We start from the raw sequence: 24,065 nt of genomic DNA on the forward strand, positions 1-24,065 counted from the left end.
CAGATCGGACGCCCTTCGCAACAATCCGCGCATAAATGTTGCGTGCAACATTGCAATGCGATTTGTGGCGTTGTACGGTTTCGCCATGGCTGATCCGGCTGGCGCAACGAGGCGCATCTACGGTGACGAGGCGCATGCCATCAATGCGCGCGACGTCCACTTCGACTTCGATTCCGTTCCCCTGCACTACATCCCCGGCGAGGTGCTGGCCACGCACATCGTCAATGTCATGCACCTGGTCCTGCCCGAAGGGGAACGGGCCATGGCGCAGGCACTGTCCGAGGCGCTGCCCCTCATCGACGACGAGCGCCTGCGCGAGGAGGTGATCGGCTTCGTCGGGCAGGAAACCATGCACGCCCGTAGCCACGAGGCGGCGCGCGACCACCTGCAATCACTGGGACTCGATGTCGATTCCTACGTGCGCGCCGTGGCGTGGCTGGTGGACCGAATCCTCGGTGACCACGGGCTGACCGGCCGCGCGAAGCAGGAGTGGCTCAAGGAGCGGCTCGGATTGTTCGCGGGGATGGAGCATTACACCGCCGTGCTCGGCGAATGGCTGCTCGAGGCCGAGGTGCTGGAGGCCAAGGGCATGCATCCGGCCATGCTGGATCTGGTCCGCTGGCACGGCGCGGAGGAGGTGGAGCATCGCAGCGTCGTCTACGACGCGTACATGCACGTGGACGGCGGGTACGCCCGCAAGGCCCGGACAGCGCTGCTGGCGAGCCTGACCCTGCTGCCGCTGTTCATCGTGTCGACCGGGTATCTGTACCGGAAGGATCCGGAGGCGGACAAGGGCCGATTCTGGTTGCGGCAGTTCGTGAGTGCCACCCGGCGCGGGGTGATCCCGAAGTGGACGGTGTTCCTCACCGAGGTTCCGCGCTATCTGCGGCCGGGTTTCCATCCCTCGCAACTGGGGCCGATGGATACCGCGCTGCGCTATCTCGCGCACTCCCCCGCGGCTCGGGCGGCGGGTCACTGATGGGTACGCGAACCGAGGCCGCCCCGCGCGGCCTGCGACTGCTCGGCGGCGTCATGGACGCGTATCGGAGTGTCTTCGTGACGGGCACGGCCGCACCGCTGCTGTCACGGCCGAAGCCGGTGCGGCGCACGGGTTTCGATCTGGATATGCGGGTCGAGGACCTGGCGCCGCTGGCCGAGGACGTGGTCGGGGTGAGCTTGCGCGCGGCCACGGGCGGCGTGCTGCCCTCCTGGCGGCCGGGCTCGCACCTGGATGTGTTCCTGCCGTCGGGGCGGCAGCGGCAGTATTCGCTGTGCGGTGATCCGGCCGATCGGCTCCGCTATCGGATCGCGGTGCGGCTCATCCGGGAGGGCGACGGCGGGTCCCGGGAGGTGCACGAATCGCTGCGTGCCGGTGATCGGCTGCGAATTCGCGGTCCCCGCAATGCTTTCGCCTTCGTCGAGGCCCCGTCGTATCTGTTCCTGGCGGGCGGCATCGGCATCACCCCGATCCTGCCGATGGTGCGGGCAGCGGGTGCGCGCGGCCGGCTGGTGTATCTGGGCCGCTCACGCGCGACGATGCCGTTCCTCGACGAGCTCCCCGACGCCGATGTCCGGCCCGACGACGAGTTCGGGGTCCCCGATGTCGCGGAACTGCTCGGGAGCGCGAAACCCGGTGCGGCCGTGTATGTGTGCGGACCCCCGCCGATGCTCGAGGCCGCGCAGCGCTGCCTGTTCGCGCTGAATCCCACCGGATCGCTGCACACCGAACGCTTTTCGGCCCCGCCGGTCACCGACGGCCGCGCCTTCGAGATCACGCTGGCGCGCACCGGCGGCACCGTCCGGGTCGCCGCGGACGAATCCGCGCTGACGGCTCTGCGCCGCCGCCTTCCGGATATCGCCTATTCCTGCCGGCAGGGCTTCTGCGGCACCTGCAAGGCCGGTGTGCTCGCCGGACAGGTCGATCACCGCGATCGGCTACTTCCCGAATCCGAACGCGCACACCACATGCTGACCTGCGTCTCACGTGCCGCCGACGACGGCATCGTGCTCGACCTGTGAATACCGGAGATCAATCGATGAGCGAACACACCCACATCGCCGTGGTGGGCGCGGGATTCGGCGGGATCGGGCTCGCGGTGAAACTGCGCGCGGCCGGTTTCGAGGATTTCGTCATTCTGGAACGGGCGGACGATCTGGGCGGAACCTGGCGCGCCAATACCTATCCGGGTTGCGCCTGCGATGTGCCGTCCCAGCTGTACAGCTATTCCTTCGCCCCCAACCCGGAGTGGTCACGCACCTATGGGAAGCAGGCGGAGATCCTCGAATACATTCGCGCGGTGGCCGTCGAGCACGGCCTCGAGCGCTTCCTCCGGTACCGCACCGAGGTGCTCGACGCCCGCTGGGACGAGTCGGCGACGCTGTGGCGGCTCGAGACCACCCGGGGTCCGCGCACCGCGAACTTCCTGGTGTCGGCGACCGGCATCTTCGCCGAGGCGAAATACCCGGATCTACCGGGACTGAACACCTTCGCGGGCACCAGTTTTCACTCCCTGCACTGGGATCACGCGCACGACCTCACCGGCGAGCGGGTGGCGGTGATCGGCACCGGCGCCTCCGCCGTGCAGTTCGTTCCGGAGATCCAGCCGCGGGTCGCCGAGCTGCTGCTGTTCCAGCGCTCCGCACCGTGGATCGTGCCGCGCCTGGACCGGCCGACCCTGGCCGCCGAGCGCTACCTGCTGCGCACGGTCCCGTTGGCGCAGAAGGCCGTTCGCGGCCTGTGGTACTCGGCCATCGAGACCTTCGGGCTGATCTCGCTGGTGGATCAGCGCTTCCGACATCCCTACGAGGCACTGGGCCGATTGCAGCTCCTGCGCCAGGTGCGAGATCCACTGCTGCGCAAGACCTTGACACCCGACTACGTGATCGGCTGCAAGCGCGCCATCTTCTCCGACGCCTACCTGCCCGCGCTGGATCAGCCCAATGTGCAGGTCGTCACCGAGCCCATTGCCGAGGTGCGGCCGCACTCGATCGTCCTGCGCGACGGCGCCGAGCATGCGGTCGACACGATCATCTTCGGCACCGGTTTCACCTCCATCCCGACCGCCTACGAACGGTTCCACGGCACGGACGGCCGATCGCTGGCCGAGCTGTATCGGCAACGGCCGCAAAGCTATCTGGGCGCGGCGGTGGCGGGATTCCCCAACTTCTTCTGCACGCTCGGCCCGTTCGGGGCGGCGGGGAACCAATCGGCCATCTATATGATCGAATCGCAGATCGCCTACATCGTGGATGCGCTGAAATCGGTGCGCCACAGTGGTGCTCGCCGCGTCGAGGTGCGGCCGGAGGCACAGCGGGAGTTCCTGTCGGAGATGTCGCGGCGCAGCTCCTCCACCGTCTGGCTGACCGGCGGCTGCACCGGCTACTACACCACCTCCGATGGGCTCAATGCCGGGCTGTATCCGAACTGGAGTTTCGAATACCGCCGCCGCACTTCCACTTTCGATTCCGACGCCTACGAGGTGACCGCATGAACGGCCCAGCGCCGCACGAGCGCTACGACGTGGCCGGCAAGACCGTCCTGATCACCGGGGCCGCCCAGGGCATCGGCCGCGAACTGGCCGGCCTGCTGTACGAGCGCGGGGCCTCCATCGCACTGGCCGATATCGACCGGCACGGTGCGGCGGCGGCCGCAGCCGCACTCGGCCCGCGCGCACTGCCGCTGCCCGCCGACGTGTCCGACCGCGCCGCCATGCGAGGCGTAATCAACTCGGCCGTCGAGCATTTCGGACGTCTGGACGTGGTGGTCGCCAATGCCGGAGTGGTGCCGCGCCCGGCGACCCTGCGCACCCTCGACAGCGCGGATTTCGATCACGTCATCGACGTCAATCTCACCGGCGTGTTCAATACCGTGCGCCCGGCCCTCGATCACATCGTCGCGCACCGCGGTCACGTCGTGGTGGTGTCCTCGTGCGCGGCCTTCGCCCCCGGCATGGCCGGCGCCCCGTACATGATCAGCAAGGCGGGCGTGGAGCAACTCGGACGCGCTCTGCGCGTGGAACTTTCACCCTTCGGCGCGACGGCCGGGGTGGCCTACTTCGGCATCGTGGACACCGCCATGACCCACGCCACCCTTGACGGCGACGAGCTCGGACACGCCTTCGACGACCTGCTACCGTGGCCCCTGCGCCGGCGTATCACCGCGGAGCAGGCCGCGCGGAGCATTGCCGACGGCATTGCCCGGCGGGCCCCCCGCACCATCGCCCCTTCGGCCGGCTGGTCGCTCTACGCGCTGCTGCGCGGCGCGGTGAATGTGGTTCTGGATGCCCGCCTCACCCGGGATCCGCGGGTGCACGCCCTGCTCCTCGCGGTGGAGGCCCGATTCGCCGAATTGGCGACACAACGACTATGAGAAATAGAAATACCCGATTTGCGGAGGAATAAACATACCTATAACCATCGGATAACAACCCTTGAGAATGTCCGAATCAACGTTGCGGGCACGGCCGCCGCCTGGCAGCGTGGTGGGCAGTTTGACTCAATTCAACCTCAACGACGAGGAGCTTTGAAATGAGTAACAAGCTGTCCCGTAATTCCTCTATCCAGAGCGCCGTCGAGCTGCTGGGAAGCCCTTCGTCCCGCGCTGCGGAAACCCCGGAAAACAAATCCCTGCATATCGTGATGGTCGCTCCGCCGTATTTCGATATTCCTCCCGCGGGATACGGCGGCGTCGAAGCCGTGGTCGCGGCATTGGCCGATGAACTGGTCGAACGCGGGCACAGAGTCACGCTGCTGGGCGCCGGTCGCGCCGGCACGAAGGCGCGGTTCATCCAGGTCTGGGACGAATTGCTCACCCAGAGCCTGGGCGAGCCGTATCCGGAAATCGTGAACACCATGAAAGCCTGGCGCATCATCGAACAAATGCATGCCCAGGATCCGATCGACGTCGTGCACGATCACACCTTCGGCGGGCCGGCCAATGCCGCGGCGTATCGGATGATCGGCATCCCCACCATTGTCACCGTGCACGGTCCGGTGGATGCGCAGATGCACGAGTACTACCGTTCCTTCGACCGCAGCGTGCGCCTGGTGGCGATCAGCGACCGGCAGCGGGAATTGGCCCCGGATCTGAACTGGATCGGCCGGGTGCACAATGCGATTCGACCCGACGAATGGCCGTTCCGCACCGAGAAATTGGATTACGCACTGTTCCTCGGCCGGTACGCGCCCTACAAGGGCCCGCACCTCGCCCTGGAGGCCGCACACGCCGCGGGCCTGCGCCTGATCCTCGCGGGCAAGTGCAACGAGCCGCCCGAACGCGCCTTCTTCGACGAATTCGTCCGGCCACTCCTGACTTCCGACGACGACGTGTTCGGTGAAGCCGACGCGGTGGCCAAGCGGCACCTGCTCGCCGGCGCGCGCTGCCTGCTGTTCCCCATCCAGTGGGAGGAGCCGTTCGGCATCGTCATGATCGAGGCCATGGTGTGCGGCACCCCGGTGATCGCGCTGCGCGGCGGCGCGGTGGCGGAGGTGATCGAGCACGGTGTGACCGGCTGGATCTGCGAGAGCCCCGACGAACTGCCGCAGGCCATCGCCCGCGCGGACGAGATCGATCCGCGCGCCTGCCGCGAGCGGGTCGAAAAGCTGTTCGCCACCGAGCGATTCGCCTCGGGATACGAAGCCGCCTATCAGCGCGTGATCGATCGGGCGGCGCGGGCGGCACGGCCGGTCATCCGGACCGGCGTCGTGCACACCGCGCCCGCACGCGGACCCCGTGGCGTGCAACGGCCCAGCGCCCGCGCGTGAGCGTGTTCAATGCCGGCCCGCCGATTCCGGTCGACGGCGGGACCGGCCCCATCACGCTGGTCGAGGCGAGCACCTTCTGCCTGTCCGATCACCTGGGTGACATCCATCCGGGCACCGCGCACGGGTTGTTCTACCGCGATGCCCGGGTGCTCACCCGCTGGGAGCTGCGCCTGGACGGTCTTCCACCGGAACAGCTTTCGGTGGTCTCGCGGGACCCGTTCCGGGCGCGCTTCCTGGCCCGCAAGCCACCGCCGCACGGGATCGCCGACGCGACGGTGCTGGTGCAGCGCCGCCGCATGATCGGCGAGGGCATGCAGGAGGCCATCACCGTGCACAATCTGGGCGCCGAGGACACCGCCATCACGGTAACCCTCACCGTCGACGCGGATTTCGCGGATCTGTTCGCGGTCAAGGAGGGCCGGGTGCACGGCGGCGGGTGCGAGTTCGTCATCTCCGATCGGACGCTGCGGCTCATCGGGCGGGCGGGACCGGATCGGGAGCTGGCCATCACCGCCGACGCCGAGCCCGAGGTGCAGCCGGGGGCGCTGGTGTGGCACATCGTCGTTCCCGCACACGACATCTGGCATACGGTGGTGCGCTGTCAGCCGATCGTCGGGCATCGCGCCGCCCCCATGAATTTCGACGCCACCGACGGGGACAGTCCGGTCAACAAGATCCGGCAGTGGCGGGCCACCACGACCACACTCACCGCCAGCGGCGCGGGCTTGAACACCATTCTCCAGCGCACCGAAACCGATTTGGGCGCACTGCGTCTGGACGATCCGGAGGACGGCACGGCCTATGTGGCGGCCGGCGCACCCTGGTTCATGGCCCTGTTCGGCCGCGACAGCCTGCTCACCTCCTGGATGGCCCTGCTGCTGGACTCCGATCTGGCACTGGGGACCCTGCGGCAGCTGGCCAAACTGCAGGGCGTACAGGATGATCCGGTCACCGAGGAGGAGCCCGGCCGGATCATGCACGAGCGCCGGTGCGGGCCCGGCAGCGATCGGGTGCTCGGCGGAGCCGTCTACTACGGCAGCGCGGACGCGACGCCGCTGTTCGTCATGCTGCTGGCCGAATGCCTGCGCTGGGGTGTGGCTCCCGCCGCGATCGAGGAACTGCTTCCGGCCGCGGACCGGGCGCTGGGCTGGATCGACACCAGCGGCGACAGTGACGGCGACGGGTTCGTGGAGTACCGGCGCAAAACCGATCGCGGACTGGCGAATCAGGGCTGGAAGGACAGCTGGGACGCGGTCTGCTTCGCCGACGGACGGCTGGCCGAACCGCCTATCGCCCTGTGCGAGGTGCAGGGCTACGCGTACGCGGCCCGGCTCGGGCGCGCCGAGCTGGCCGAGACGTTCGGCGACCACGACCTGGCCGCACGGCTGCGCGCCGCGGCCGCCGACCTGAGAACCCGCTTCGACGAAGCCTTCTGGATGCCCGTACAGGGCTGCTACGCCCTCGCGCTGGATGGCGGCAAACAGCAGGTCGACGTGGTGTCGAGCAATGCCGGGCAGTGCCTGTGGACCGGCATAGTGCCCGACGAGCACGCCGCGCAGCTGATCGAACGGCTGGGCGCGGCCGATATCGACAGCGGATTCGGGTTGCGCACACTGTCTTCCGAGACGCGGCGATTCAATCCCATGGGCTACCACACCGGTTCGGTGTGGTAGCACGACACCGCACTCGTGATCGCGGGCCTGCTGCGCTACCGGCACATCGACGGGGCGCTGTCGCTGGCCGAGCGCCTGGCGACCGGGTTGCTGGAGGCGATCCTGGAATTCGGCGCGCGCCCGCCGGAGCTGTTCAGCGGTTTCGCGCGCACCGAATTCCGTTCGCCCGTACCGTATCCCACCTCCTGTTCACCGCAGGCATGGGCCAGCGCCGCGCCGCTGCTGCTCATGCGGTCCTTCCTCGGCCTGCGCCCCGATGTGCCCGCCCGCACCCTGACGATCGCGCCGCGACTGCCCGCCCGCGCGGGGACGGTCCGGCTCGCGGATCTGCGCCTGGGCGAAGCCTCGGTCACCATCGAGGCCACCGGGACATCCGCCACGGTCAGCGGCCTGCCCGGCGACTGGCGGCTGATCCAGGAGTAGCGGCTATTCGGCCGAGATCGGTTCCAGCGAAGGCCGTTTGGCTTCCAATCCATCGCCGGAGGAGCGCCCGGTGAGACGGCGGTGAATCCACGGCAGCAGGAATTCCCTGGCCCAGTGCAGGTCCTGCTGCCGGGCGGCCGGCCACGGCAGCGGTTCTTCGTCCGGCCACGGCGCCCGCCAATCCTCGTCCACCGCAATGCCGAGCGCCTCACAGGTGCGCAGCGCGAGACGGCGATGCCCCTCGGCGGACAGGTGCAGCCGATCCCAGCTCCAGGCGCGATGTTCCTGCAGAACCTTCATCCCCCACAGATCGACGACCGGGCAGCCGAATTCGTCGGCGATGGCCCGCAGGTGCATGTTGTAGGTGGCGATCTTGCCGCGCAGATGTCGCATGACGGGCTGGAATCCGGTGTCCATGCCGGTGAAGACCACCACCGTCGCGCCGGTGCCGCGCAGTTCGATCAGGGCGTCGCGGTAGATGCCGGCCAGCTCGTCCGGGTCACCGCCGGGCCGGATCAGATCGTTGCCGCCCGCGCAGAATGTGACCAGGTCCGGCCGCAATTCGACGGCCCGCCCCAGCTGATCGTCGATGATCTGGCGAATCAGCTTGCCGCGCACCGCCAGATTGGCGTACCGGACCTCGCCGACCTGCCCGGCCAGATGCTCCGCCACCCGGTCCGCCCAGCCGCGGTAGCGGCCGTTCGGCGTCTCATCGCTGTCCGGATAGGGATCGTCCATGCCTTCGGTGAAGCTGTCGCCGAGTGCGACGAAGGACAGAATCTCACGGGGCAATTCATGGTCCGGCATGACAATCGATCTTGCCAAGCAACCGTCCGGTTACGCGAGCGTCGGTAGGGGCCGGTGATCCCGGAATCACATTGTGCATGACCGACGCATCCCCGGCCCGGCTCGGGCGCGATCGCGAAACAGGTCAGCGCGGAATGGTTCTCCCGTTCTCGGGCAGGCGGGCGGACCAGCGGGGCGGGCGCCGCTCCAGGTGGGCGCGCACGCCTTCCTTCGCATCCGGGGTGCCCATGAGCCGACGGTGCAGATCGGTTTCGCGGGCGGCGACCTGCGCGGGGTTCAGGTTGTCGCGGGCGGTGTCCCACAGCAGGGTCTTGCACAGTGCCACCGACATCGGTGCGGTGTGGGTGGCAATGTCGTGTGCCAGCTCCAGAGCGGCGGGCAGCACCTCCTGCGCCGGCAGCACCTGGTTGGCGAGGCCCAGGCGGAGCAGGTCCGCACCGGTGTGGCGGCGGCCGGTCAGCAGGAGTTCAGCGGCGGCCGTGAGACCCGCGAGATGCGTGACGGTCCAATGCGATACCGCGTCGGGCAGGACACCGAAACGCACCTGCGGAATCGCGTACCAGGCATTGTCGGCGACGATCCGGATGTCGGCCTGCAGGGCGAGGGTCAGGCCGATGCCGATGGCGTGCCCGTTGATGGCCGCGATCACCGGCTTGCGGAGCTCGAATGCGGGCGGCTGGATCGGCGAGGCGGTGAAATCCGGGTCGGTGGGGGCGTCGAAGGTGTTGTCGCCGTTCGTGAAATCCGCGCCGGCGCAGAAGGCCGGGGGTGCGCCGGTGACCACGACCACCCGAATCGAGTCGTCGGTGTCCAGGGTCGCGTAGTGCTCGCCGAGGGCCCGTCCCATGTCGGCGGTGAAGGCATTGCGGCGCTCGGGACGGTTCAGCGTCAGCAGCGCGACGCCGCCATCGACGCTCACCTCGACCACGCTCATCGCACGTCCGCTTTCAGCAGTGAGATCAGTTCGGCGACATGCTGATTCGCGACCGGGTAGCCGGGGAAGTAGCAGCATATCCGGTCGGCGAGGTCGCCGAATCGATCGAGGATCGCGGCCGCGCACTGTTCGGGGGTGCCGTGCACGGCGAGTGTGGCGAGCATCGTGTCATCGATGTGGTCGGTCATCGCGGCGTACTCGCCGCGCAGCGACAGTTCGCGCAGTCGGGGTTGCAGGTCCGACCAGCCCTCGACCTCGAGGACGGGGCGGTAGGCCGGAGTCGACGCATAGAAGGCCAGCAGGCTCCGCACTCCTGTTGCCGCGGCGGCCAATTCGGCCTCCGTGCGGCCGACTCCGACAATGACCTGGGGGTAGAGCCGCAGATCCGCGGGGGTTCGCCCGGCCCGCTCCAGCCCCTCGGTCACGGCGGGCAGGGTCCGCTCGCGCACGTGCCGGGCGCTGTTGAACGGCATCAGCAACAAGCCGTCGGCGACCTCGGCGGCGGCGCGGGTCATTCGCGGGCCGAGCGCGCCCAGACACACCTGCGGCGGGCCATAGGGATTCGGGCCCGGATCGAACATCGGCGGCATGAGGGTGTGGGTGGTGAATCGGCCGCGGAAGCCGAGCGGGGCGTGGCCCTCCCAGGCGGCGAAGATCGCCTTGACCGCCGAGACGATCTCCCGCATGCGGGCGGCGGGCTCGGACCACGGTGTGCCGTAACGCTTCTCGATGTGGGCGCGGACCTGCGAGCCCAGCCCCAAGCGGAATCTGCCGTGGCTCAATGTCTGCAGGTCGTAGGCCATATGGGCCAGATGCAGCGGGCTGCGGGGCAGGGCCACCGCGATATTGGTCATCAGATCGGCCCGCACCGCCTCGGCGGCCAGTGCCAGGGGCAGGAATACGTCGTGCGGGCCCTCGAAGGTGAACAGGCCCTCCGCGCCGAGTTCCACCAGCTCCCGTGCGCGGGAAGCGGTTTCGGGGAGAGCGCCGTCCAACTGCACGTCCACCTTCATCGGCGATCCCGCGGGCAACCGTGGTAGTCCACCTGGAATTCCTTGACCCCGTTCAACCATCCGGAGTGCAGTCGCCGCGGATCGCCCAGCCTCGCGATATCGGGCAGGTGGTCGGCGATCGCCTCGAAGATCAACTCGATCTCCAGCCGGGCCAGATTCGCGCCGACGCAGAAGTGCGCGCCCGTGCCGCCGAACGCCAAGTGCGGGTTCGGATCTCGGCGGATATCGAAGACCTCCGGATTCTCGAAGACTTCCTCGTCGAAGTTCGCCGAGCGATACAGCATCACCACCCGCTGCCCCTTCCGGATCCGCACACCGCCCAGCTCGGTGTCGCGAAGTGCGGTGCGCTGGAACGAATTCACCGGCGTCGCCCATCGAATGATCTCATCCGCGGCGGTGGCGGGCCGCTGCTTCTTGAACAGCTCCCACTGCTCGGGATGCTCCAGGAACGCGATCATGCCGTGCGTGATGGCATTGCGGGTCGTCTCATTGCCCGCCACGGCCAGCAGCATGACGAAGAAGCCGAACTCCTCGGAGGTCAGCGCCTCGCCGTCGACGTCGGCGTGCACCAGCTCGCTCACGATATCGCCTGCGGGACAGCGCTTTCGCGCCTCCGCCAGCTGCCAGGCGTACCCGAGCACCTGGGTCGAGGCGGCCACCTGATCGATGTGCGCGAACTCCGGATCGTCGTAACCGGTCATCTCATTGGACCACTGGAAGACCTTCCCCCGATCCTGCTGCGGTATTCCGATCAACTCCGCGATGGCCTGCAATGGCAGCTCACACGCCACCTGCGTGACAAAGTCACCGGTTCCGAGCTCCCCCGCGGTTTCGACGATGGCCCGCGCCCGCGCCGACAGCTCGGCCCGCAGCCCGTTGATCGCACGCGGCGTGAACCCCTTCGAGATCAGCCGCCGCATCCGCGTGTGCTCCGGCGCATCCATATTGATGAGTGAAAGCCGCTGCACCTCAACCTGTTCCCGCGCGATCCCGTCATGGAAGCGCGGGATGGCCGTGTTCTCGAAGCTGGAGAACACCTCACTTCGCCGCGACACCTCCTTGACGTCCGCATGTCTGCTCACCACCCAGAAGCCGTCGTCCGCGAAGCCGCCCACCGCGGGATCCTGCGCGTTCCACCAGATCGGCGCGGCCCGCCGCAGGACCGCCAACTCCTCCCCCGGCACCCGCCGAGCCCACAGCTCCGGATCGGTGACATCGAAACCCTCGGGCAGTCCAGCAACCGCGTTCCGACCAAGCATGCGCACACTCCTCGAGACCGGGTGCCGTCATTGCCGCCGACCACACCCGCCGCTATAAGTTATGTAACGACATATAACGTAATTCCACCCAGTTAGGAAGGGGTCATCCCATCAACCGGCTCGACAGCGCACGCAAACCCACTCCGCCCGAACCGAATTCACCCCCCGCTACCATGACCCCGGTGACCCCCGAGCCCCGCCAGCGCCCCGGCCGCCCCCGCGACACCGACAAGGACCTCGCCGTCCTGGTGGCGGCCCGCAAACTCCTGGCCGAGGTCGGCTACGAGCAAACCACCATCACCGCCATCGCGCGCCGCGCCGGCGTCAACGCCCCCGCCATCTACCGCCGCTGGCCCACCCGCCACGCCCTGCTCGAGGAAGCGGTCCACGGCCCCGGCGCCCACCCCCTCCCCGAACCCACCGGCAACCTGCGAGCCGACCTGCACACCTGGACCCGAATCTTCCTCGCCCGCGCCGCCAGCCCCGCCGCCCGGGTAGGCGTCCCCGGCCTGCTGGCCGACTCCCACACCGAAGAAGCCCGCCGCCGCCTGCTGGCCATCGGCGCCCCCGTCCGCAAGGCCTTCACCGACCTCCTCACCCACGCCGTCGACACCGGCCAGATCCCCCCGGGCGCCGACCCCGAGGTCCTCTTCGAAATCCTCTCCGGCACAACAACCTTCCACGCCCTCGTCCGAGCCGGCACCCCCACCGACACCTTCACCGACGCCCTGGCCGACGCCCTCTACACCCTGGCCCGCCACCCGAATCCGTAACGTCCGCGAGCGCGCGCACCCAATCAGGCAGCGGCTCACAGCTTTCGAGCCAGTCGCGAGGTGCGCCCTCAGGAACCGAACGGGCACCGATGATCCCGCCGATGATCGCGCAGGTGGTGTCTTGGTCGCCACCGGCGGCGGCCGCCGTCCAGCACGCTTCGGCGAAGTCATGGCCGTGATGAGCCACCACCCACAGGGTGAACGGCACCGTATCCAAGGCCGAGGTGTCGTGTCCGACGCCCAATACCTGTGCCGCCGTATCGGAATCGGCGATGGTTCGCGCATGCTCGATACTGGTGCGAACCGGTCCGGCTGGGATGTGCGCGGCGACCATATCGAGAAATCGGCGCCCGTCCACCCGAGGTTCACGCGTGGAAATGGCCGTGGCGACGGCCACCGCGATCGCGCCGGACACGGCGTCCGGGTGCGTGTGGGTTACCAGCGCTGAGGCCGCGGCCTCGACGGCCACGCGGTCGAGGTCACCCGCGAACCAGGCACCCACCGGCGCTACCCGCATCGCGGCGCCATTGCCCCAGGAACCCCGGCCACCACGCGCCTGCTGGGCGAGTTCCCGCCAGTGGTAACCCTTCTGACGCATCAACCGCAGAATCCGGCTCGTCCCAGGACCATACCGACGGTAGACGTCGTAATGCTCGGCAAACGATCCCGCCAGCGCACCCTGATCGATCCGGCCGTACGCACCGAGGATCGCGAAAATCGAGCACGCCATCTGCGTGTCATCGGTCCACAGCCACGGGCCGGGCAGCAATTTCCGCTCCCGCAGCGCACCGTGATTCATCGCATCGTCGAAACACGCCCCGAACGCATCCCCCACCGCCAAACCGCGCAGCGAAGCCAGTGCACGCGAACGACTCTCGAAACTCATCCAGCCAGTCTGTCAGGAAACGCGATCGGCGCCCGACGCGTGGAAGCCGGGAGCTGATCGGTTATGTGGCGGAGTCGGGGAAGGGTTCTACTCCTACAGTGTGGTGGACGTAGTCGGGTTCGATGAGGACGATTACTCGGGTTTCGTCGGGGAGGAGCCAGGGGTAGGTTTCTACGCCGAGGTATTTCCGGGTCAGGCGGTCCATACCGTGGACGGCTTGCTCGCCCTCGATGAAGCCGACGGCGCGGCCGCGGATTTCCATGCGGGCGTAGGGGTTTTCGGGGTCGAAGGCGCACAGTGACAGGCGGGGGTCGCGGCGCAGGTTGCGGTCCTTGATGCGGCCCACCGAGGTGTTGACGACGATGTGTTCCACGCCGTCTATGGTTTCCAGGTCTGCCCACATGGGGGTGAGTTGTGGTTGGCCGCTGGGGTTGAGGGTGGCCAGGACCCAGAAGCGGGGTTCGGTCAGCCATTCCCGTGCTGTCGCATCGAGTTTCGTGGCCATGTGGTTCCTCCGGGGTACGTCGCGGCGGCGCCGGGTTCGGCGGCGCGCGGACACCATCTTGCCCGGATCGACGGGCGCACAACGCCTTCGCCGAGAGCGTGTCGGTCAGCCGGGCTAGCTGCCATGGCCCGCGGACAAGGCCGGGTGGGCCCGGAAGCATGCAACCGGGCCCACCCGTGGACAAAGGGACCGACAGAGAACGTTTCAGGTGTTCCGCTGCGGTGCGGAGACGGCCCGCACCGCGCGGGAAGTGTTGTGTGCGAACGAGATAGGGGCATCACCTCGCTTTCCCGATCGGGGCGCGGGCGGTCAGGCGTCGATGGCCTGGCGTTCGTGGTCGCGCCGGGTGATCTCGATCTTGCGGGGCTTGGCGCGTTCCGCGATGGGAACGGTCAATCGCAGGACGCCGTCGTGGTAGTCCGCGCGAATCGCGTCGGTGTCGAGATTCTCGCCCAGGAACAGCTGGCGGCTGAAGACACCGCGGGTGCGTTCCGCGGCGATCATCGACCGGCCCGGATCCAGTTCGGCGCGGGAGGCGCGCACGGTCACGACATTGCGTTCGATGTCCAGATCCAGGGAACTCGGGTCGATGCCCGGGAGATCGAACTCCACGTAGAACTCGTCACCCTCGCGCCAGGCGTCCATCGGCATGACCGCCGGGCGGGCGGGGGTGCCGAAGACCTGCTGCGTCAGACGATCCAGGTCGCGGAAGGGATCCGTGCGCATCAACATGGTCGCCACCTCCAGTTCACTCCATTCTCGATCGAGGCGTTCAGATAATCTCTGTCATCTGACAGAGATATTTTTAGCACTCGACATAGGAGAGTGCAAGACCGGGAGTGAGCTAATCTTCGATCGGGGACATCGAGGAGTGGGATGGATTCGAATCGGCACAACCATCTGCCCGGCTCGGCGCAGGCGGTCTACGCGATCTCGGTGGCGGCCGAGCTGAGCGGTCTCGCGGTGCAGACCCTGCGGCTCTACGAACAGCACGGGCTGATCACCCCGGCCCGCAGCCCGGGCGGCACCCGCCGCTACAGCGGCGACGATCTCGCCCGCCTGGCACGCATCACCGCCCTGTCCGGACAGGGCGTCAACCTCGCCGGAATCGGCCGCATCCTCGACCTCCAGGACGCCAATACCGCCCTGCGCGACACCAATGCCGGTCTCGACGCCGACAATCGGCGACTGCGCGACGACATCGAACGGCTGCGCGACGGCCGCTGATCATGGGCGGTGTGCGCGGACACGGTGTGGGTAGCCAGCAACCATGGACCAGCCGGGAATGACAGGCACTGCCGTGCGAACCACGGCACGACTGCCGCAACCGTGCGGCGAGATATCGGCGGAAATCACTGACGCGCTGCGCACAACGCCCGGGACGCGCATTCCGGCCCCGAGCCCCGGCGATCCCTGGGACCGCGACGCACAGCTGGCGCTGCACACGTGTTATGCCCTGCACTATCACGGATTCGACGAGGTCGATCCGGGCTGGGAATGGGATCCGGGGCTGCCGGGAGTGCGCGCGGGGCTGGAACGACAGTTCCTGGATGAACTGCGCGCCGCGACCGCGGGCGGTTCCGATCTCGATGCGGAACTCGAGCAGTTGCTCACCGTCCCGCCGAGGAATCCGGCCTGAGCTGTTCTATCGCGAGCACGTGGAGGCCGACGCGGTCCACGAGCAGCTCATGCGCCGGGGCGTGCTCGGCGACCTATTGGCTCAGGAACCGGAATTGCGGGAATCGGTGGTGCGTGGTCTGGAAGTCGAACTGATCCACGGCGATCGACGCACTGTGCCTGCGCGCCCCCGAATTGCTGTCCCGCACAGGGGTTCTGCTCATGGTGCATTCGGCGCTGTGCGGCACCGACCGCACCCTGCACCGGCTTCGGGACAGCGGGCTCGAGGCCGCGGTGGTCGCCCGCGCACTCATTCCGTTCGGCCCGGTGCTGCGCCGCCGCGCCGGCTGGCTCACCGCCCGCGGTCTCATCGACCCCGGCCAACGCGACGAGGAATTGGTGGTCATCCGTGCCGACCGACCCCGGAACTGACCGGCGCACAATCACTTACACCGCCGACGGCCGCATCGTGCGCAGTGATCGCTGTGTGGTCGCCCTGTGTCTGTGCCGCCGCTCCGCCCGCTATCCGCTGTGCGATACCAGCCACCGCAAACGCCGCCGCTGACCGGTCACACCCGGCCGCACGGATCGACGCCGCCCCGGAACGGAGACCGACGCGGTGCTCGCGGAGCTGTCTGCCTGATTGCCGGGTGCGAGGCGGCTTCCGGTCGGCTGATATGAATGCCGGGTGCCCCGACATCTCTACCTCTGCCCGCTGCGCTGGTCCGACATGGACGCGGAAGGACACGTGCACAATGCCGTGCACCTGCGCTACCTGGAGGAAACCCGCATCGACCTGTTCCGGTCGCACGGATTCCGCGGCTCGGCCGTCGTAGCCCAGATGGATATCGACTATGTCGCACCGCTGCGCTACCGCCCGGAGCCGGTCCGCGTCGAAACCTGGGTGACCAAGATCGGCGGATCCTCCTACACCTTCGCGCAGGAGATCCGCGACCAGGACATGCTCTACTCGACCGCGACCTGCACCATGGTCGCCTTCGACCGTACGACGCAGCGCTCGCGCCCGCTGGAGGACGCCGAACGCCGCATGCTCGAGGGGCTCGGCCTGTGATGCACAGCTACGACATTCAACTGCGGCGCACCGATATGGACGCCCTCGAACACCTCAACAATGTGGTGTTCGCCCAGTACCTGGACGAAGCCCGCGCCGACCTGCTGGCCCGGCACGATTCCGGCGGCGAACCGTGGCGCGTCGTCGTGGCCGGGCAACGCCTCGGCTACCGCACCCCGCTGACCTTCCGCGCCGAACCCGTCACCGTCACCTCGGCTGTCGAGCGCATCGGCACCACCTCGTTCACCCTGCGCCATGAGGTGCGCGACGCCGACAACGTGTACCTCTCCGCCATCTCGACCCTGGTCGCGGTGCACGACGGCGCACCCCGCCCGCTCACCGACGCCGAGCGAAAGTATCTGGCGGACCTGACCGTTCGCGAGTGATATCAGTAACGAACTGGCTAATCTCGGTGTCGCCGGGGTATCGAGATCGGGAGACCGCTTAGGGTCGGGCAGGTCAGGGAAGGGGTTCACGATGTTCGACAAGGCACTGCAGAAATCGGCCGAGCTGCTGCTGCGCGGCGGCACGGGCATCCAGTTGCCGCTGGCCGGCAAATACGTCGGCCGGTTGCGGCGCATTCACCCGGAATGGTCCCCGGCGCGCCTTTCGAGCAGCCTGGAGACGCGCTATGTCACCGTGGTGACCGTCAGCGGCGCGCTCGCCGGCCTGAGCGCCGCGGTTCCCGGCGTCGGCACCTTGATCGGCCTCGCGGTCAGCGGCGTCGAATCGGTGTTCTTCCTCGAAGCCTCGGCCCTGTACGCGGTGTCCGCGGGCGCCACCCACGGCATCGAGCACCTGTCCCCCAAACAGCGCCGCGCACTGGTGGTGGCCGTCGTCATGGGTGAGACGGGCGCGGAAATGCTCGGCAAGAACGCCAGCCAATCCGCCCGCGACTGGGCCTCGGTGGTGGCCGACAGACTCCCGGTCGTCCGCAATATCGACAATGCGATGGCCCGCCGCTTCGTCGCCTCCTTCATCATCAAGCGCGGCGTCCTGCTGTTCGGCAAAACCCTCCCCGCGGGCATCGGCGCGGTCATCGGCGCCGTCGGCAACCGGGCCCTCGCCAAGAGCGTGATCACCAACGCCCACAACACCTTCGGCCCCACCCCCACCCACTGGCCGGACACCGCCGAACCCGCCGTCGCCATCACAACCAGGGCTACCTGAAGCGCTGCGAAAGCGGCTAGCGTACAGCGAAAACATCGAGGAGCCGGAACAATTCGCGCGCCCGCAACAGCTTTCGCAACCACCCTGTGCACCATGGTCGCAGTGCTCGTCCTCAGCGGCTGTGCCGCAGATCGGTGATGTCGTCACTCGGGTCGACGAGCGCATGGGCGGGTTCGACGGTTTGCGGGAACGTGAGATCGAATTCGTCGTCGACAAGGCTCCGTCCACGCCGCCGCCTGCGATTAGGACGCTTCACAGGCCGAGCAGCGCACGGCACAGGTCGTACCCGGCACGGCACAGCGCGAGCACTAGAAACGGGCTGCCGCGGGGTGAGGGTACGGCGCGCCCGGGTGCGCAAGCGCGGGCTCAACAGGATGATGTGACTCGACTCCTCGAACGGACAGTCATCCGAGGTGATGAGGAGAAATCCAGCGTCACAACAGTATTGGGCCTCCAGCCGATACCCCGGAACCCAGGTGTCCGTCGGCTGTGACCGCCAGCGCAGCCGGCTCTGCGGCAGCCGCCGGTCACTGTTCTCCCCCACCCGCTCATCGAGTGCGAACTCCGAGATTGCCCGCATATGCCGACGCTAGCGGCGGATCTCCGAAACCTCGACGCTACCTGCGGGTATGCGATGACGTTCACAGGCAGCCGGGCGGGGCGCTCCGGAGTCGACGCGGTCAGGCCGGCCATTCGGCGCCTTCAGCCGTGCCGGTTCTCCAGGAGGCGGCGGGCCTGGCGGATGACGGCGAGGTCCACCATGCGGCCGTGGTCGTCGAGTACCACTTGGCCTGCGGCGGCCTCGAAGCGGGCGACCAGCGTTCGTGCTCGGGCGAGTTCGGTCGCGCTCGGGGTGAAAACCTGGTTCACGATGGGGATTTGGCTGGGGTGGATGCAGGCTCGGCCGCGGAAGCCCAGGCGTGCGAGACCTTCGGTGGAGGTGCGCAGGGTTTCGAGGTCGCGGAAGTCCGTGCGGACCGGGGCGAGTGGGGGTGCGAGACCGGCGGCGGCACTGGCCAGTACGACCGCGGTGCGCAGGGACAGTAGTTCTCGCTCGTCGGCGCCGGGTCGCATGCCGAGGTCGGCGCAGAGGTCGGCCTCGCCCAACTGCAGGCGCGTGACTCCCGGTGTGGCCGCGATCGCGCGGGCATCGGTCAGGGCGGCGGCGCTTTCGAGCAGTGGGCACAGGCCGATGGTTCCGGGAACGGGTTCGGCTTCGCGGATGGCCGCCGCGGCGGCCGAGACCTGTTCGGGCGATTCGGTTTTCGACAGGCAGATGACGGAGACCCCCGGCAGTGCGACGGCCCGCAGGTCGGCGAGCCCCAGCGGGCCCGGGTTCACGCGCACCCAGATCCGTCCGGGTGCGACCACCCGGCGCAACCATGCCGACACCGCGGCGCGCGCCGAGTCCTTGTCGCGCAGGGGCACCGAGTCCTCCAGATCGAGCAGGACGACATCGGCAGGCCCGGCCAGGGCCTTCGCGAACAGCTCCGGCCGATTTCCCGGCACGTAGAGCGCAGATCTCACAGGTTCACCTTTCTCGCACCGGTGCAGGCGATTTCACGACCGGCCGTGCGACCGAGCTACCGCGCCGGACACGGTGCGCGGCCGATCAGTGCTCGCGGAGCAGGCGGCCCATGTCCTCGCGGCGATCATCGAATCCGTGCTCGCGCAGGGCATGCCACAGGGTCGCGGCATTGATCGCGATCACCGGCTTGTCCAGTTCGCGCTCCAGCCGATCGGCGAGGGCGATGAAGGACAGGTTGGTGCCGACCTGCACGATGGCGTCCACGTCGGGCCCGTCGATCTCGGTGACCGTGCGGCGGATCCGATCGTCGTCCACGCGAGCGATGTCCATCGCGGTCGGGCAGCGCAAGCCGGTAATGGCGGCCACCTCGAAACCGGCCTCGGTGAAGAACCTGCCGACCTCCTTGTCCGCGATCGGCTGATACGGCGAGAACACCGCGATACGCCGACATCCCAACTCTCGCAAGGCCGCCCGGCACGAGCTCGCCCCGGTGGTGACGGGCAGCCCGGTGCGGTCTCGCAGGCGTTGCTCGAAGGCGGCATTGCCCGCGACGCCACCCCAGAAGGTCTCCGCCGACATGCCCATGACCATGCGGTCCGGCTCGGCGGTGAGGGCATCGCGCACGGCGGTGTCGATGGAGGCGCGGATCTGCACCAGCAGACCCTCGAAGTCCGCGTCGTCGCCCATCACCGGATTCGGGATGTACATCGAACCCGCGCGGTAGGCGATGCCGGGCAGGCCGGCGCGCCAATAGTCGTGCTCCACAACGGTATTCGTACTCGGCACCACGACGCCGAACACGGCGCGGGTACCCACTGCGTTGGTCATATGAATCCTCGGTAGTGCTCGGCGATGATCACCGTGCGCCGGACGTGGCGCGGTCGAGCAGGTCCGTCGCGAGGCGATGCGCGCGCTCGCGGTCGACGGGGCGATCCAGCAGCAGGGCGTCCACCAGTAGCGGCGAGACGATGACGGCCGCCGTCTCGGCCACCACCTCCGGGTCCGTCGGCCCGGTCGCCCGCAGCGCACGGCGCAGCGGCGCGATCAGATCCTCCACATAGCGGTGGCGCAGCTCGGCACAGCTCGGATCGGTGGACGACGCGGTCACCAGGGCGCGCAGGAAGGCCGCAACCGGCTTGTCGCGCAAGCGATCACACAGCAGGTCCACCTCGGTGTGCAGATCCGCCACCGGATCGCCGCTAGGCTCGGCCGCCGCGTGCGGTGCGACCGCGATGAGCGCGGCGAGCACATCACGAGGCATCGGCCAGTGCCGGTAGATGGTGGTCCGCGATACCCCGGTCACGGCGTGCAGGCGCTGCGGGGTGAGCGCGGTGGCGCCTTCGCGCAGCAGCAGCTCCAGAGCCGCTGTGAGAACGACGGTTTCGGTGTCGGAGGCGGGTCCGGCGGGACGTCCTGGTCGGGTCACGGAATTTACGATACATCTTGCACCGCTTTTTCATAAGCAGTACATTCCGTATCGGAAATTGCTCTCCTCAGGAGGACCGATGCGTCCACATGTCGAACTCATCGACGACCGCGATCTGATCACCCATCCCGCCGAGTTCGAGCACGCCACCGGCAGTGCCGTCCAGCGCAACCTCAGCTATGACGAAGAGGACGGATCCGCTTCGCTGCGAGTCACTTTCACCAGCGACTGGTCCCGCCCCGCCGGCGTCCATCACGCCGCGACCGAATGGTTCGTGCTGTCCGGACAGGTGACCATCGGCGATACCGTGCTCGGCCCGGAGGGTTTCTGGATGACCCCGCCCGGCGTCCGGACCCCCGCCCTGGCCGTCGCCGCCGGAACCGAGGTCCTGCTGTTCCGCGAATTCGGCGACTGGCGTTTCGATCTCGCCGACGCCGATCGTGATTTCGTCCGCCCCGACCAGAAACTCGTCGTCCTCGACACCGCGGCCATGCCCTGGATCGATGTGAAAGACGGCAGCCCCATGCGTTTCGACCTCGGCGGCACGCCGGTCCCGGGTCTCTACATCAAACTGCTGCACCGTGACGAGAAGACCGGCTTCTACACCCGCCTCATCAAGGCCAAGCCCGGCTGGCGCGAGGAACCCCTGGCCCACCACCCGTGCAGCGAGGAAGCCTATTGTCTCGCAGGCGGATTCGACTACAACTTCGGAAAGATGTGGCCCGGCACCTACTTCTGGCGTCCCGCCCTCATCCGCCACGGCGACTTCACCGCCGACGCCGAACAGGGCTGCACCTGGATCGTCCGCTCCGACGCCGACCTCGTGGACTGGTACACCGACAATGCCAAGGTCGTCATGACCGGCGACCCCACCAACTGGGGAGCGGACAATCCGCACAGCCTCACCCCGCGCCCGGTCGAACCCGTCCGTTCCCGCTCGATCGGCGCCTGGGCGGACCCCACCTATCAGTGAGCGCCCCGGGCTCCCGCCACCCGAACGGGAGCCCGGTGGTCCTCACCTCCGGGGCCGGGCGGGCTTCGTCACCGCGCGATGCGCAGCCCGCGGACCGGGCGCACCGGGGACGATGCGGCGCGTGGTCACCACCACCGCGGCGAACAGCAGCGCTTCTCCCACATTGCCCAGCGGCGGACAGGAGACGGCTGCCACCGCGGAGACGAGCAGGACGATCGCGCCGAGCAGCAGGCCGGTCCGGCGCGCGGTGAGCCACAGCCGGATGCCCGCGGCCAGCACGATCGCGGCCACGATCAGGGCCGGGATCGGGGGACCGTGTGGCGTCGCGGCGGCGTAGCGCAGCGTATCGGCGAAATCGCGGGCCTCGAGGTCGAGGCCGCGCAGGTCGGCCGCCGCACCCCACCCGATCAGTGCCACCGCCAGAGCCCAGGCGCGGATCGGTTGCACACCGAATACCGCACGCAGTGCCCACACCACCAGCAGGGGCGTCAGCGTGACATGCCCCAAGAATCGCCCGATGCTCAGTATCCACAGGGCCGATCCCTCGCCCAGCGCACTGCCGAGACCGAACACTGCTGCGTCATAAGTCGTTCCGAGGCCCACAGCGGCGAGCAGCGCCGACCATCTCGGCCGGTTCGCATCGAGATAGAGCCACACCAGGCAGCCGAGTTGGAACCCGGCGACGAGGATGAGGGTTCCGGAGATCATCGTGGTCCGCTCTCCGCCTGCCGGACAGGCTCATCGGGGCCGCGAGGCGGTGTGCGGGTCTGCGTCGCGGCGCAGGTAACGGCCGTGCGGGGAGCCCTGGACTCGCCCGTCGCCGTAGATGCGGTGACCCCGGAGGAAGACGTCGGTGACGCGGGCGTTCATCTCGAAACCCTCGAAAGGCGTGTATTCCTGGGCGGATTCGGAGTCGGCGGCGTGGACGGTCCAGCGGGCGTCGGGGTCGACCAGGACTATGTCGGCGTCGTAGCCGACGGCGATGGCGCCCTTGCCGGGCAAGCCGTAGCGGCGCGCCGGATTCCAGGACGTCAGTTCGGCGATGCGCGACAGGGCCAGACCCCGCTTGCGGCCCTCCCCCACCAATCCCGGCAGCAGGTATTCGGCGCCGCCGAAGCCGGACTTGGCGGCGAAGATGTCGGCGCGGTCGGGGCCGAATTTCTGTTCGTCCCGGCAGCAGGCGTGATCGCTGACCACCCAGTCGATTTCGCCGGCGAGCAGGTGCCGCCACAGGGCTTCGACATCGGCGCGTTCGCGCAGTGGCGGGTTGACCTTGCCGCCGAGGCCATGTGCGGTGTCCACGTCGGCGAGCAGGTGGCCGATGGTGACCTCGCGACGGAAGTCCACCTGCGGGAAGGCGGTGGCCATGGTCAGCGCCGCGGCGACCGCTTTGGCCGAGGACAGGTGCAGCAGATTGATGGGCGCCAAGCCGGTTTCGTGGGCGAGGTAGGACGCCATGGTGATGGCCAGGCCCTCCGAATGCGGTGGGCGCGAGGCGCTGTAGGCGCGCAGTCCGGTGAGCCGGCCCTCGCGTTCCACCAATTCGGTGTAGGCGGTCATGATCTCGGCGGTCTCGCAGTGCAGCGACAGCGACAGACCGGGACCGAAACGCTGCCGGGCTTCCTGGATGCCGCGCATGACGAATTCGAAGTGCGCCAGGTCGTACCGCTCCGACGGCGGGATCATCAGGAAGCCGGCCTGGTCGGCGGAGCGGCCGTGCAGGCCGTGGCCGCCGTAGAACATGAAGATCTTGAACGAGGTGACGCCGAAATCCCGGACCAGTGCCGGGATTTCGGCGATGTGCTCGGCGGTCATGGGGGCCAGGTGCAGGGCGTGGTCGACGAAGGATCGTCCCGCCATGCGGTCGAGCGCCTCGGGCACGAAGTCACGGTAGGCCCCGCCCCGGTTCAGGTAGTAGCGCCCGGTGCGCAGGTAGGTGAGCGAGGTGGTGACTCCGCCCTGGGCGCACGCCCGGCTCTCGGTGTCGGTGTCGGCGGACAGGTCCTGGTAGATGCCCCAGTGCTGGTGGGCGTCCACCACGCCGGGGAAGGCGAGCAGCCCGCCGGCGTCGACCACCCGATCCGCCTGTGCGGCAGGGAGATCGGGTTCGAGGCGGGTGACGATGCCGGCGGTGACCGCGATGTCGACCGGTTCGGGATCATCGGTGGCCGGGTCGCCCGGGCGCACCACACGGGCGTTGCGGATCAGCAGATCGGTCGCCGACACGGCTCCCTCCAGTTTCT

The 24,065-nt window shown here is 68.3% G+C and carries 27 protein-coding genes and 1 pseudogene; 15 read left to right on the forward strand and 13 right to left on the reverse strand.

Annotated features, from left to right (window positions below; all coding sequences use genetic code 11):
• Positions 1 to 85: 85 nt before the first annotated feature.
• The 6 genes and pseudogenes from H0264_RS25910 to H0264_RS25935 all read left to right on the forward strand — a co-directional run bounded on the left by H0264_RS25910 (position 86) and on the right by H0264_RS25935 (position 7,859).
• Positions 86 to 979, forward strand: a complete 894-nt coding sequence (locus tag H0264_RS25910) for a metal-dependent hydrolase (RefSeq protein ID WP_181579956.1) — start codon at positions 86 to 88, stop codon at positions 977 to 979.
• Positions 979 to 2,019 carry a PDR/VanB family oxidoreductase gene (locus tag H0264_RS25915; protein WP_181579957.1) on the forward strand — a complete coding sequence of 347 codons (1,041 nt, stop codon included), beginning with the start codon at positions 979 to 981 and terminating at the stop codon, positions 2,017 to 2,019. Before H0264_RS25910 ends, H0264_RS25915 begins: the two co-directional genes overlap by 1 nt.
• A gap of 17 nt (positions 2,020 to 2,036) precedes the next feature.
• Positions 2,037 to 3,491: a flavin-containing monooxygenase gene (locus tag H0264_RS25920; protein ID WP_181579958.1), complete on the forward strand. Its 1,455-nt coding sequence runs from the start codon at positions 2,037 to 2,039 to the stop codon at positions 3,489 to 3,491.
• The gene (locus tag H0264_RS25925; protein WP_181579959.1) at positions 3,488 to 4,369 is read left to right on the forward strand and encodes a short-chain dehydrogenase/reductase; all 882 of its coding nucleotides are present in this window, start codon (positions 3,488 to 3,490) and stop codon (positions 4,367 to 4,369) included. The genes H0264_RS25920 and H0264_RS25925 overlap by 4 nt, the downstream gene beginning before the upstream one ends.
• A gap of 206 nt (positions 4,370 to 4,575) precedes the next feature.
• Positions 4,576 to 5,763: a glycosyltransferase family 4 protein gene (locus tag H0264_RS25930; RefSeq protein ID WP_420832110.1), complete on the forward strand. Its 1,188-nt coding sequence runs from the start codon at positions 4,576 to 4,578 to the stop codon at positions 5,761 to 5,763.
• Positions 5,760 to 7,859, forward strand: a pseudogene (locus H0264_RS25935) (amylo-alpha-1,6-glucosidase). The gene H0264_RS25930 and the pseudogene H0264_RS25935 overlap by 4 nt, the downstream one beginning before the upstream one ends.
• A gap of 3 nt (positions 7,860 to 7,862) precedes the next feature.
• Here the strand turns inward: H0264_RS25935 and H0264_RS25940 are convergent.
• From H0264_RS25940 to H0264_RS25955, 4 genes are all read right to left on the reverse strand, one after another.
• The gene (locus H0264_RS25940) at positions 7,863 to 8,666 is read right to left on the reverse strand and encodes an SGNH/GDSL hydrolase family protein (protein ID WP_181579961.1); all 804 of its coding nucleotides are present in this window, start codon (positions 8,664 to 8,666) and stop codon (positions 7,863 to 7,865) included.
• 124 nt (positions 8,667 to 8,790) lie between these two features.
• Positions 8,791 to 9,600, reverse strand: coding sequence for an enoyl-CoA hydratase/isomerase family protein (locus H0264_RS25945; RefSeq protein WP_181579962.1), 810 nt, complete (start codon positions 9,598 to 9,600; stop codon positions 8,791 to 8,793).
• Positions 9,597 to 10,613, reverse strand: a complete 1,017-nt coding sequence (locus tag H0264_RS25950) for a TIGR03617 family F420-dependent LLM class oxidoreductase (RefSeq protein WP_181579963.1) — start codon at positions 10,611 to 10,613, stop codon at positions 9,597 to 9,599. The genes H0264_RS25945 and H0264_RS25950 overlap by 4 nt, the downstream gene beginning before the upstream one ends.
• Positions 10,610 to 11,872, reverse strand: coding sequence for a cytochrome P450 (locus tag H0264_RS25955; protein WP_181579964.1), 1,263 nt, complete (start codon positions 11,870 to 11,872; stop codon positions 10,610 to 10,612). The genes H0264_RS25950 and H0264_RS25955 overlap by 4 nt, the downstream gene beginning before the upstream one ends.
• Positions 11,873 to 12,054: 182 nt before the next feature.
• Between H0264_RS25955 and H0264_RS39070 the strand changes: the two genes are divergently transcribed.
• A complete protein-coding gene (locus H0264_RS39070) occupies positions 12,055 to 12,645 on the forward strand; it encodes a TetR/AcrR family transcriptional regulator (RefSeq protein WP_231085251.1) in 591 nt (196 codons plus the stop codon).
• On the opposite strand, the gene H0264_RS25965 is transcribed toward H0264_RS39070, so the two are convergent.
• The 3 genes from H0264_RS25965 to H0264_RS25975 form a co-directional block, all read right to left on the reverse strand.
• The gene (locus H0264_RS25965; protein WP_220139842.1) at positions 12,590 to 13,486 is read right to left on the reverse strand and encodes an ADP-ribosylglycohydrolase family protein; all 897 of its coding nucleotides are present in this window, start codon (positions 13,484 to 13,486) and stop codon (positions 12,590 to 12,592) included. The two genes, H0264_RS39070 and H0264_RS25965, sit on opposite strands and share 56 nt — an antisense overlap.
• A gap of 106 nt (positions 13,487 to 13,592) precedes the next feature.
• A complete protein-coding gene (locus H0264_RS25970; RefSeq protein WP_181579967.1) occupies positions 13,593 to 14,036 on the reverse strand; it encodes a PPOX class F420-dependent oxidoreductase in 444 nt (147 codons plus the stop codon).
• Between the two features lie 309 nt (positions 14,037 to 14,345).
• The gene (locus tag H0264_RS25975) at positions 14,346 to 14,783 is read right to left on the reverse strand and encodes an Hsp20/alpha crystallin family protein (RefSeq protein WP_276314022.1); all 438 of its coding nucleotides are present in this window, start codon (positions 14,781 to 14,783) and stop codon (positions 14,346 to 14,348) included.
• Positions 14,784 to 14,912: 129 nt separating this feature from the next.
• Between H0264_RS25975 and H0264_RS25980 the strand changes: the two genes are divergently transcribed.
• The gene (locus H0264_RS25980; protein WP_181579969.1) at positions 14,913 to 15,263 is read left to right on the forward strand and encodes a MerR family transcriptional regulator; all 351 of its coding nucleotides are present in this window, start codon (positions 14,913 to 14,915) and stop codon (positions 15,261 to 15,263) included.
• Positions 15,264 to 15,321: 58 nt separating this feature from the next.
• Entirely contained in the window at positions 15,322 to 15,675 is a 354-nt protein-coding gene (locus H0264_RS25985) for a hypothetical protein (protein ID WP_181579970.1), read from the forward strand.
• A gap of 73 nt (positions 15,676 to 15,748) precedes the next feature.
• Here H0264_RS25985 and H0264_RS39075 read toward each other — a convergent pair whose 3' ends face one another.
• Positions 15,749 to 15,877, reverse strand: a complete 129-nt coding sequence (locus tag H0264_RS39075) for a hypothetical protein (RefSeq protein WP_276514513.1) — start codon at positions 15,875 to 15,877, stop codon at positions 15,749 to 15,751.
• Between H0264_RS39075 and H0264_RS25990 the strand changes: the two genes are divergently transcribed.
• From H0264_RS25990 to H0264_RS26010, 5 genes are all read left to right on the forward strand, one after another.
• Positions 15,876 to 16,085: a class I SAM-dependent methyltransferase gene (locus H0264_RS25990; protein ID WP_181579971.1), complete on the forward strand. Its 210-nt coding sequence runs from the start codon at positions 15,876 to 15,878 to the stop codon at positions 16,083 to 16,085. The two genes, H0264_RS39075 and H0264_RS25990, sit on opposite strands and share 2 nt — an antisense overlap.
• A gap of 10 nt (positions 16,086 to 16,095) precedes the next feature.
• Positions 16,096 to 16,218 carry a CDGSH iron-sulfur domain-containing protein gene (locus tag H0264_RS25995; protein WP_420832111.1) on the forward strand — a complete coding sequence of 41 codons (123 nt, stop codon included), beginning with the start codon at positions 16,096 to 16,098 and terminating at the stop codon, positions 16,216 to 16,218.
• 123 nt (positions 16,219 to 16,341) lie between these two features.
• On the forward strand, positions 16,342 to 16,725 hold the full coding sequence (locus tag H0264_RS26000) for an acyl-CoA thioesterase (protein WP_181579973.1): 384 nt from the start codon (positions 16,342 to 16,344) through the stop codon (positions 16,723 to 16,725).
• Complete coding sequence (locus H0264_RS26005; protein WP_181579974.1) at positions 16,725 to 17,111, forward strand: acyl-CoA thioesterase; 387 nt, start codon at positions 16,725 to 16,727, stop codon at positions 17,109 to 17,111. The genes H0264_RS26000 and H0264_RS26005 overlap by 1 nt, the downstream gene beginning before the upstream one ends.
• Before the next feature lie 91 nt (positions 17,112 to 17,202).
• Positions 17,203 to 17,895, forward strand: coding sequence for a hypothetical protein (locus tag H0264_RS26010; protein WP_181579975.1), 693 nt, complete (start codon positions 17,203 to 17,205; stop codon positions 17,893 to 17,895).
• Between the two features lie 702 nt (positions 17,896 to 18,597).
• On the opposite strand, the gene H0264_RS26015 is transcribed toward H0264_RS26010, so the two are convergent.
• From H0264_RS26015 to H0264_RS26025, 3 genes are all read right to left on the reverse strand, one after another.
• The gene (locus H0264_RS26015; RefSeq protein WP_181579976.1) at positions 18,598 to 19,422 is read right to left on the reverse strand and encodes an HpcH/HpaI aldolase/citrate lyase family protein; all 825 of its coding nucleotides are present in this window, start codon (positions 19,420 to 19,422) and stop codon (positions 18,598 to 18,600) included.
• A gap of 85 nt (positions 19,423 to 19,507) precedes the next feature.
• Positions 19,508 to 20,251, reverse strand: a complete 744-nt coding sequence (locus H0264_RS26020) for a maleate cis-trans isomerase family protein (protein ID WP_181579977.1) — start codon at positions 20,249 to 20,251, stop codon at positions 19,508 to 19,510.
• A 28-nt stretch (positions 20,252 to 20,279) separates the two neighbouring features.
• Positions 20,280 to 20,849 (reverse strand): TetR/AcrR family transcriptional regulator, encoded by a 570-nt coding sequence (locus H0264_RS26025; RefSeq protein ID WP_181579978.1) that lies wholly within the window; start codon positions 20,847 to 20,849, stop codon positions 20,280 to 20,282.
• Between the two features lie 79 nt (positions 20,850 to 20,928).
• Here H0264_RS26025 and H0264_RS26030 point away from each other — a divergent pair, with 79 nt between their 5' ends.
• Entirely contained in the window at positions 20,929 to 21,822 is an 894-nt protein-coding gene (locus tag H0264_RS26030; RefSeq protein ID WP_181579979.1) for a DUF4437 domain-containing protein, read from the forward strand.
• A gap of 42 nt (positions 21,823 to 21,864) precedes the next feature.
• Here the strand turns inward: H0264_RS26030 and H0264_RS26035 are convergent, their stop codons facing one another.
• Positions 21,865 to 22,530 carry a hypothetical protein gene (locus H0264_RS26035; protein WP_181579980.1) on the reverse strand — a complete coding sequence of 222 codons (666 nt, stop codon included), beginning with the start codon at positions 22,528 to 22,530 and terminating at the stop codon, positions 21,865 to 21,867.
• Positions 22,531 to 22,560: 30 nt separating this feature from the next.
• The gene (locus H0264_RS26040) at positions 22,561 to 24,048 is read right to left on the reverse strand and encodes a dihydroorotase (RefSeq protein ID WP_181579981.1); all 1,488 of its coding nucleotides are present in this window, start codon (positions 24,046 to 24,048) and stop codon (positions 22,561 to 22,563) included.
• Positions 24,049 to 24,065 lie beyond the last annotated feature (17 nt).

Origin of the sequence: Nocardia huaxiensis (assembly GCF_013744875.1) — a bacterium.
Classification (GTDB): domain Bacteria; phylum Actinomycetota; class Actinomycetes; order Mycobacteriales; family Mycobacteriaceae; genus Nocardia; species Nocardia huaxiensis.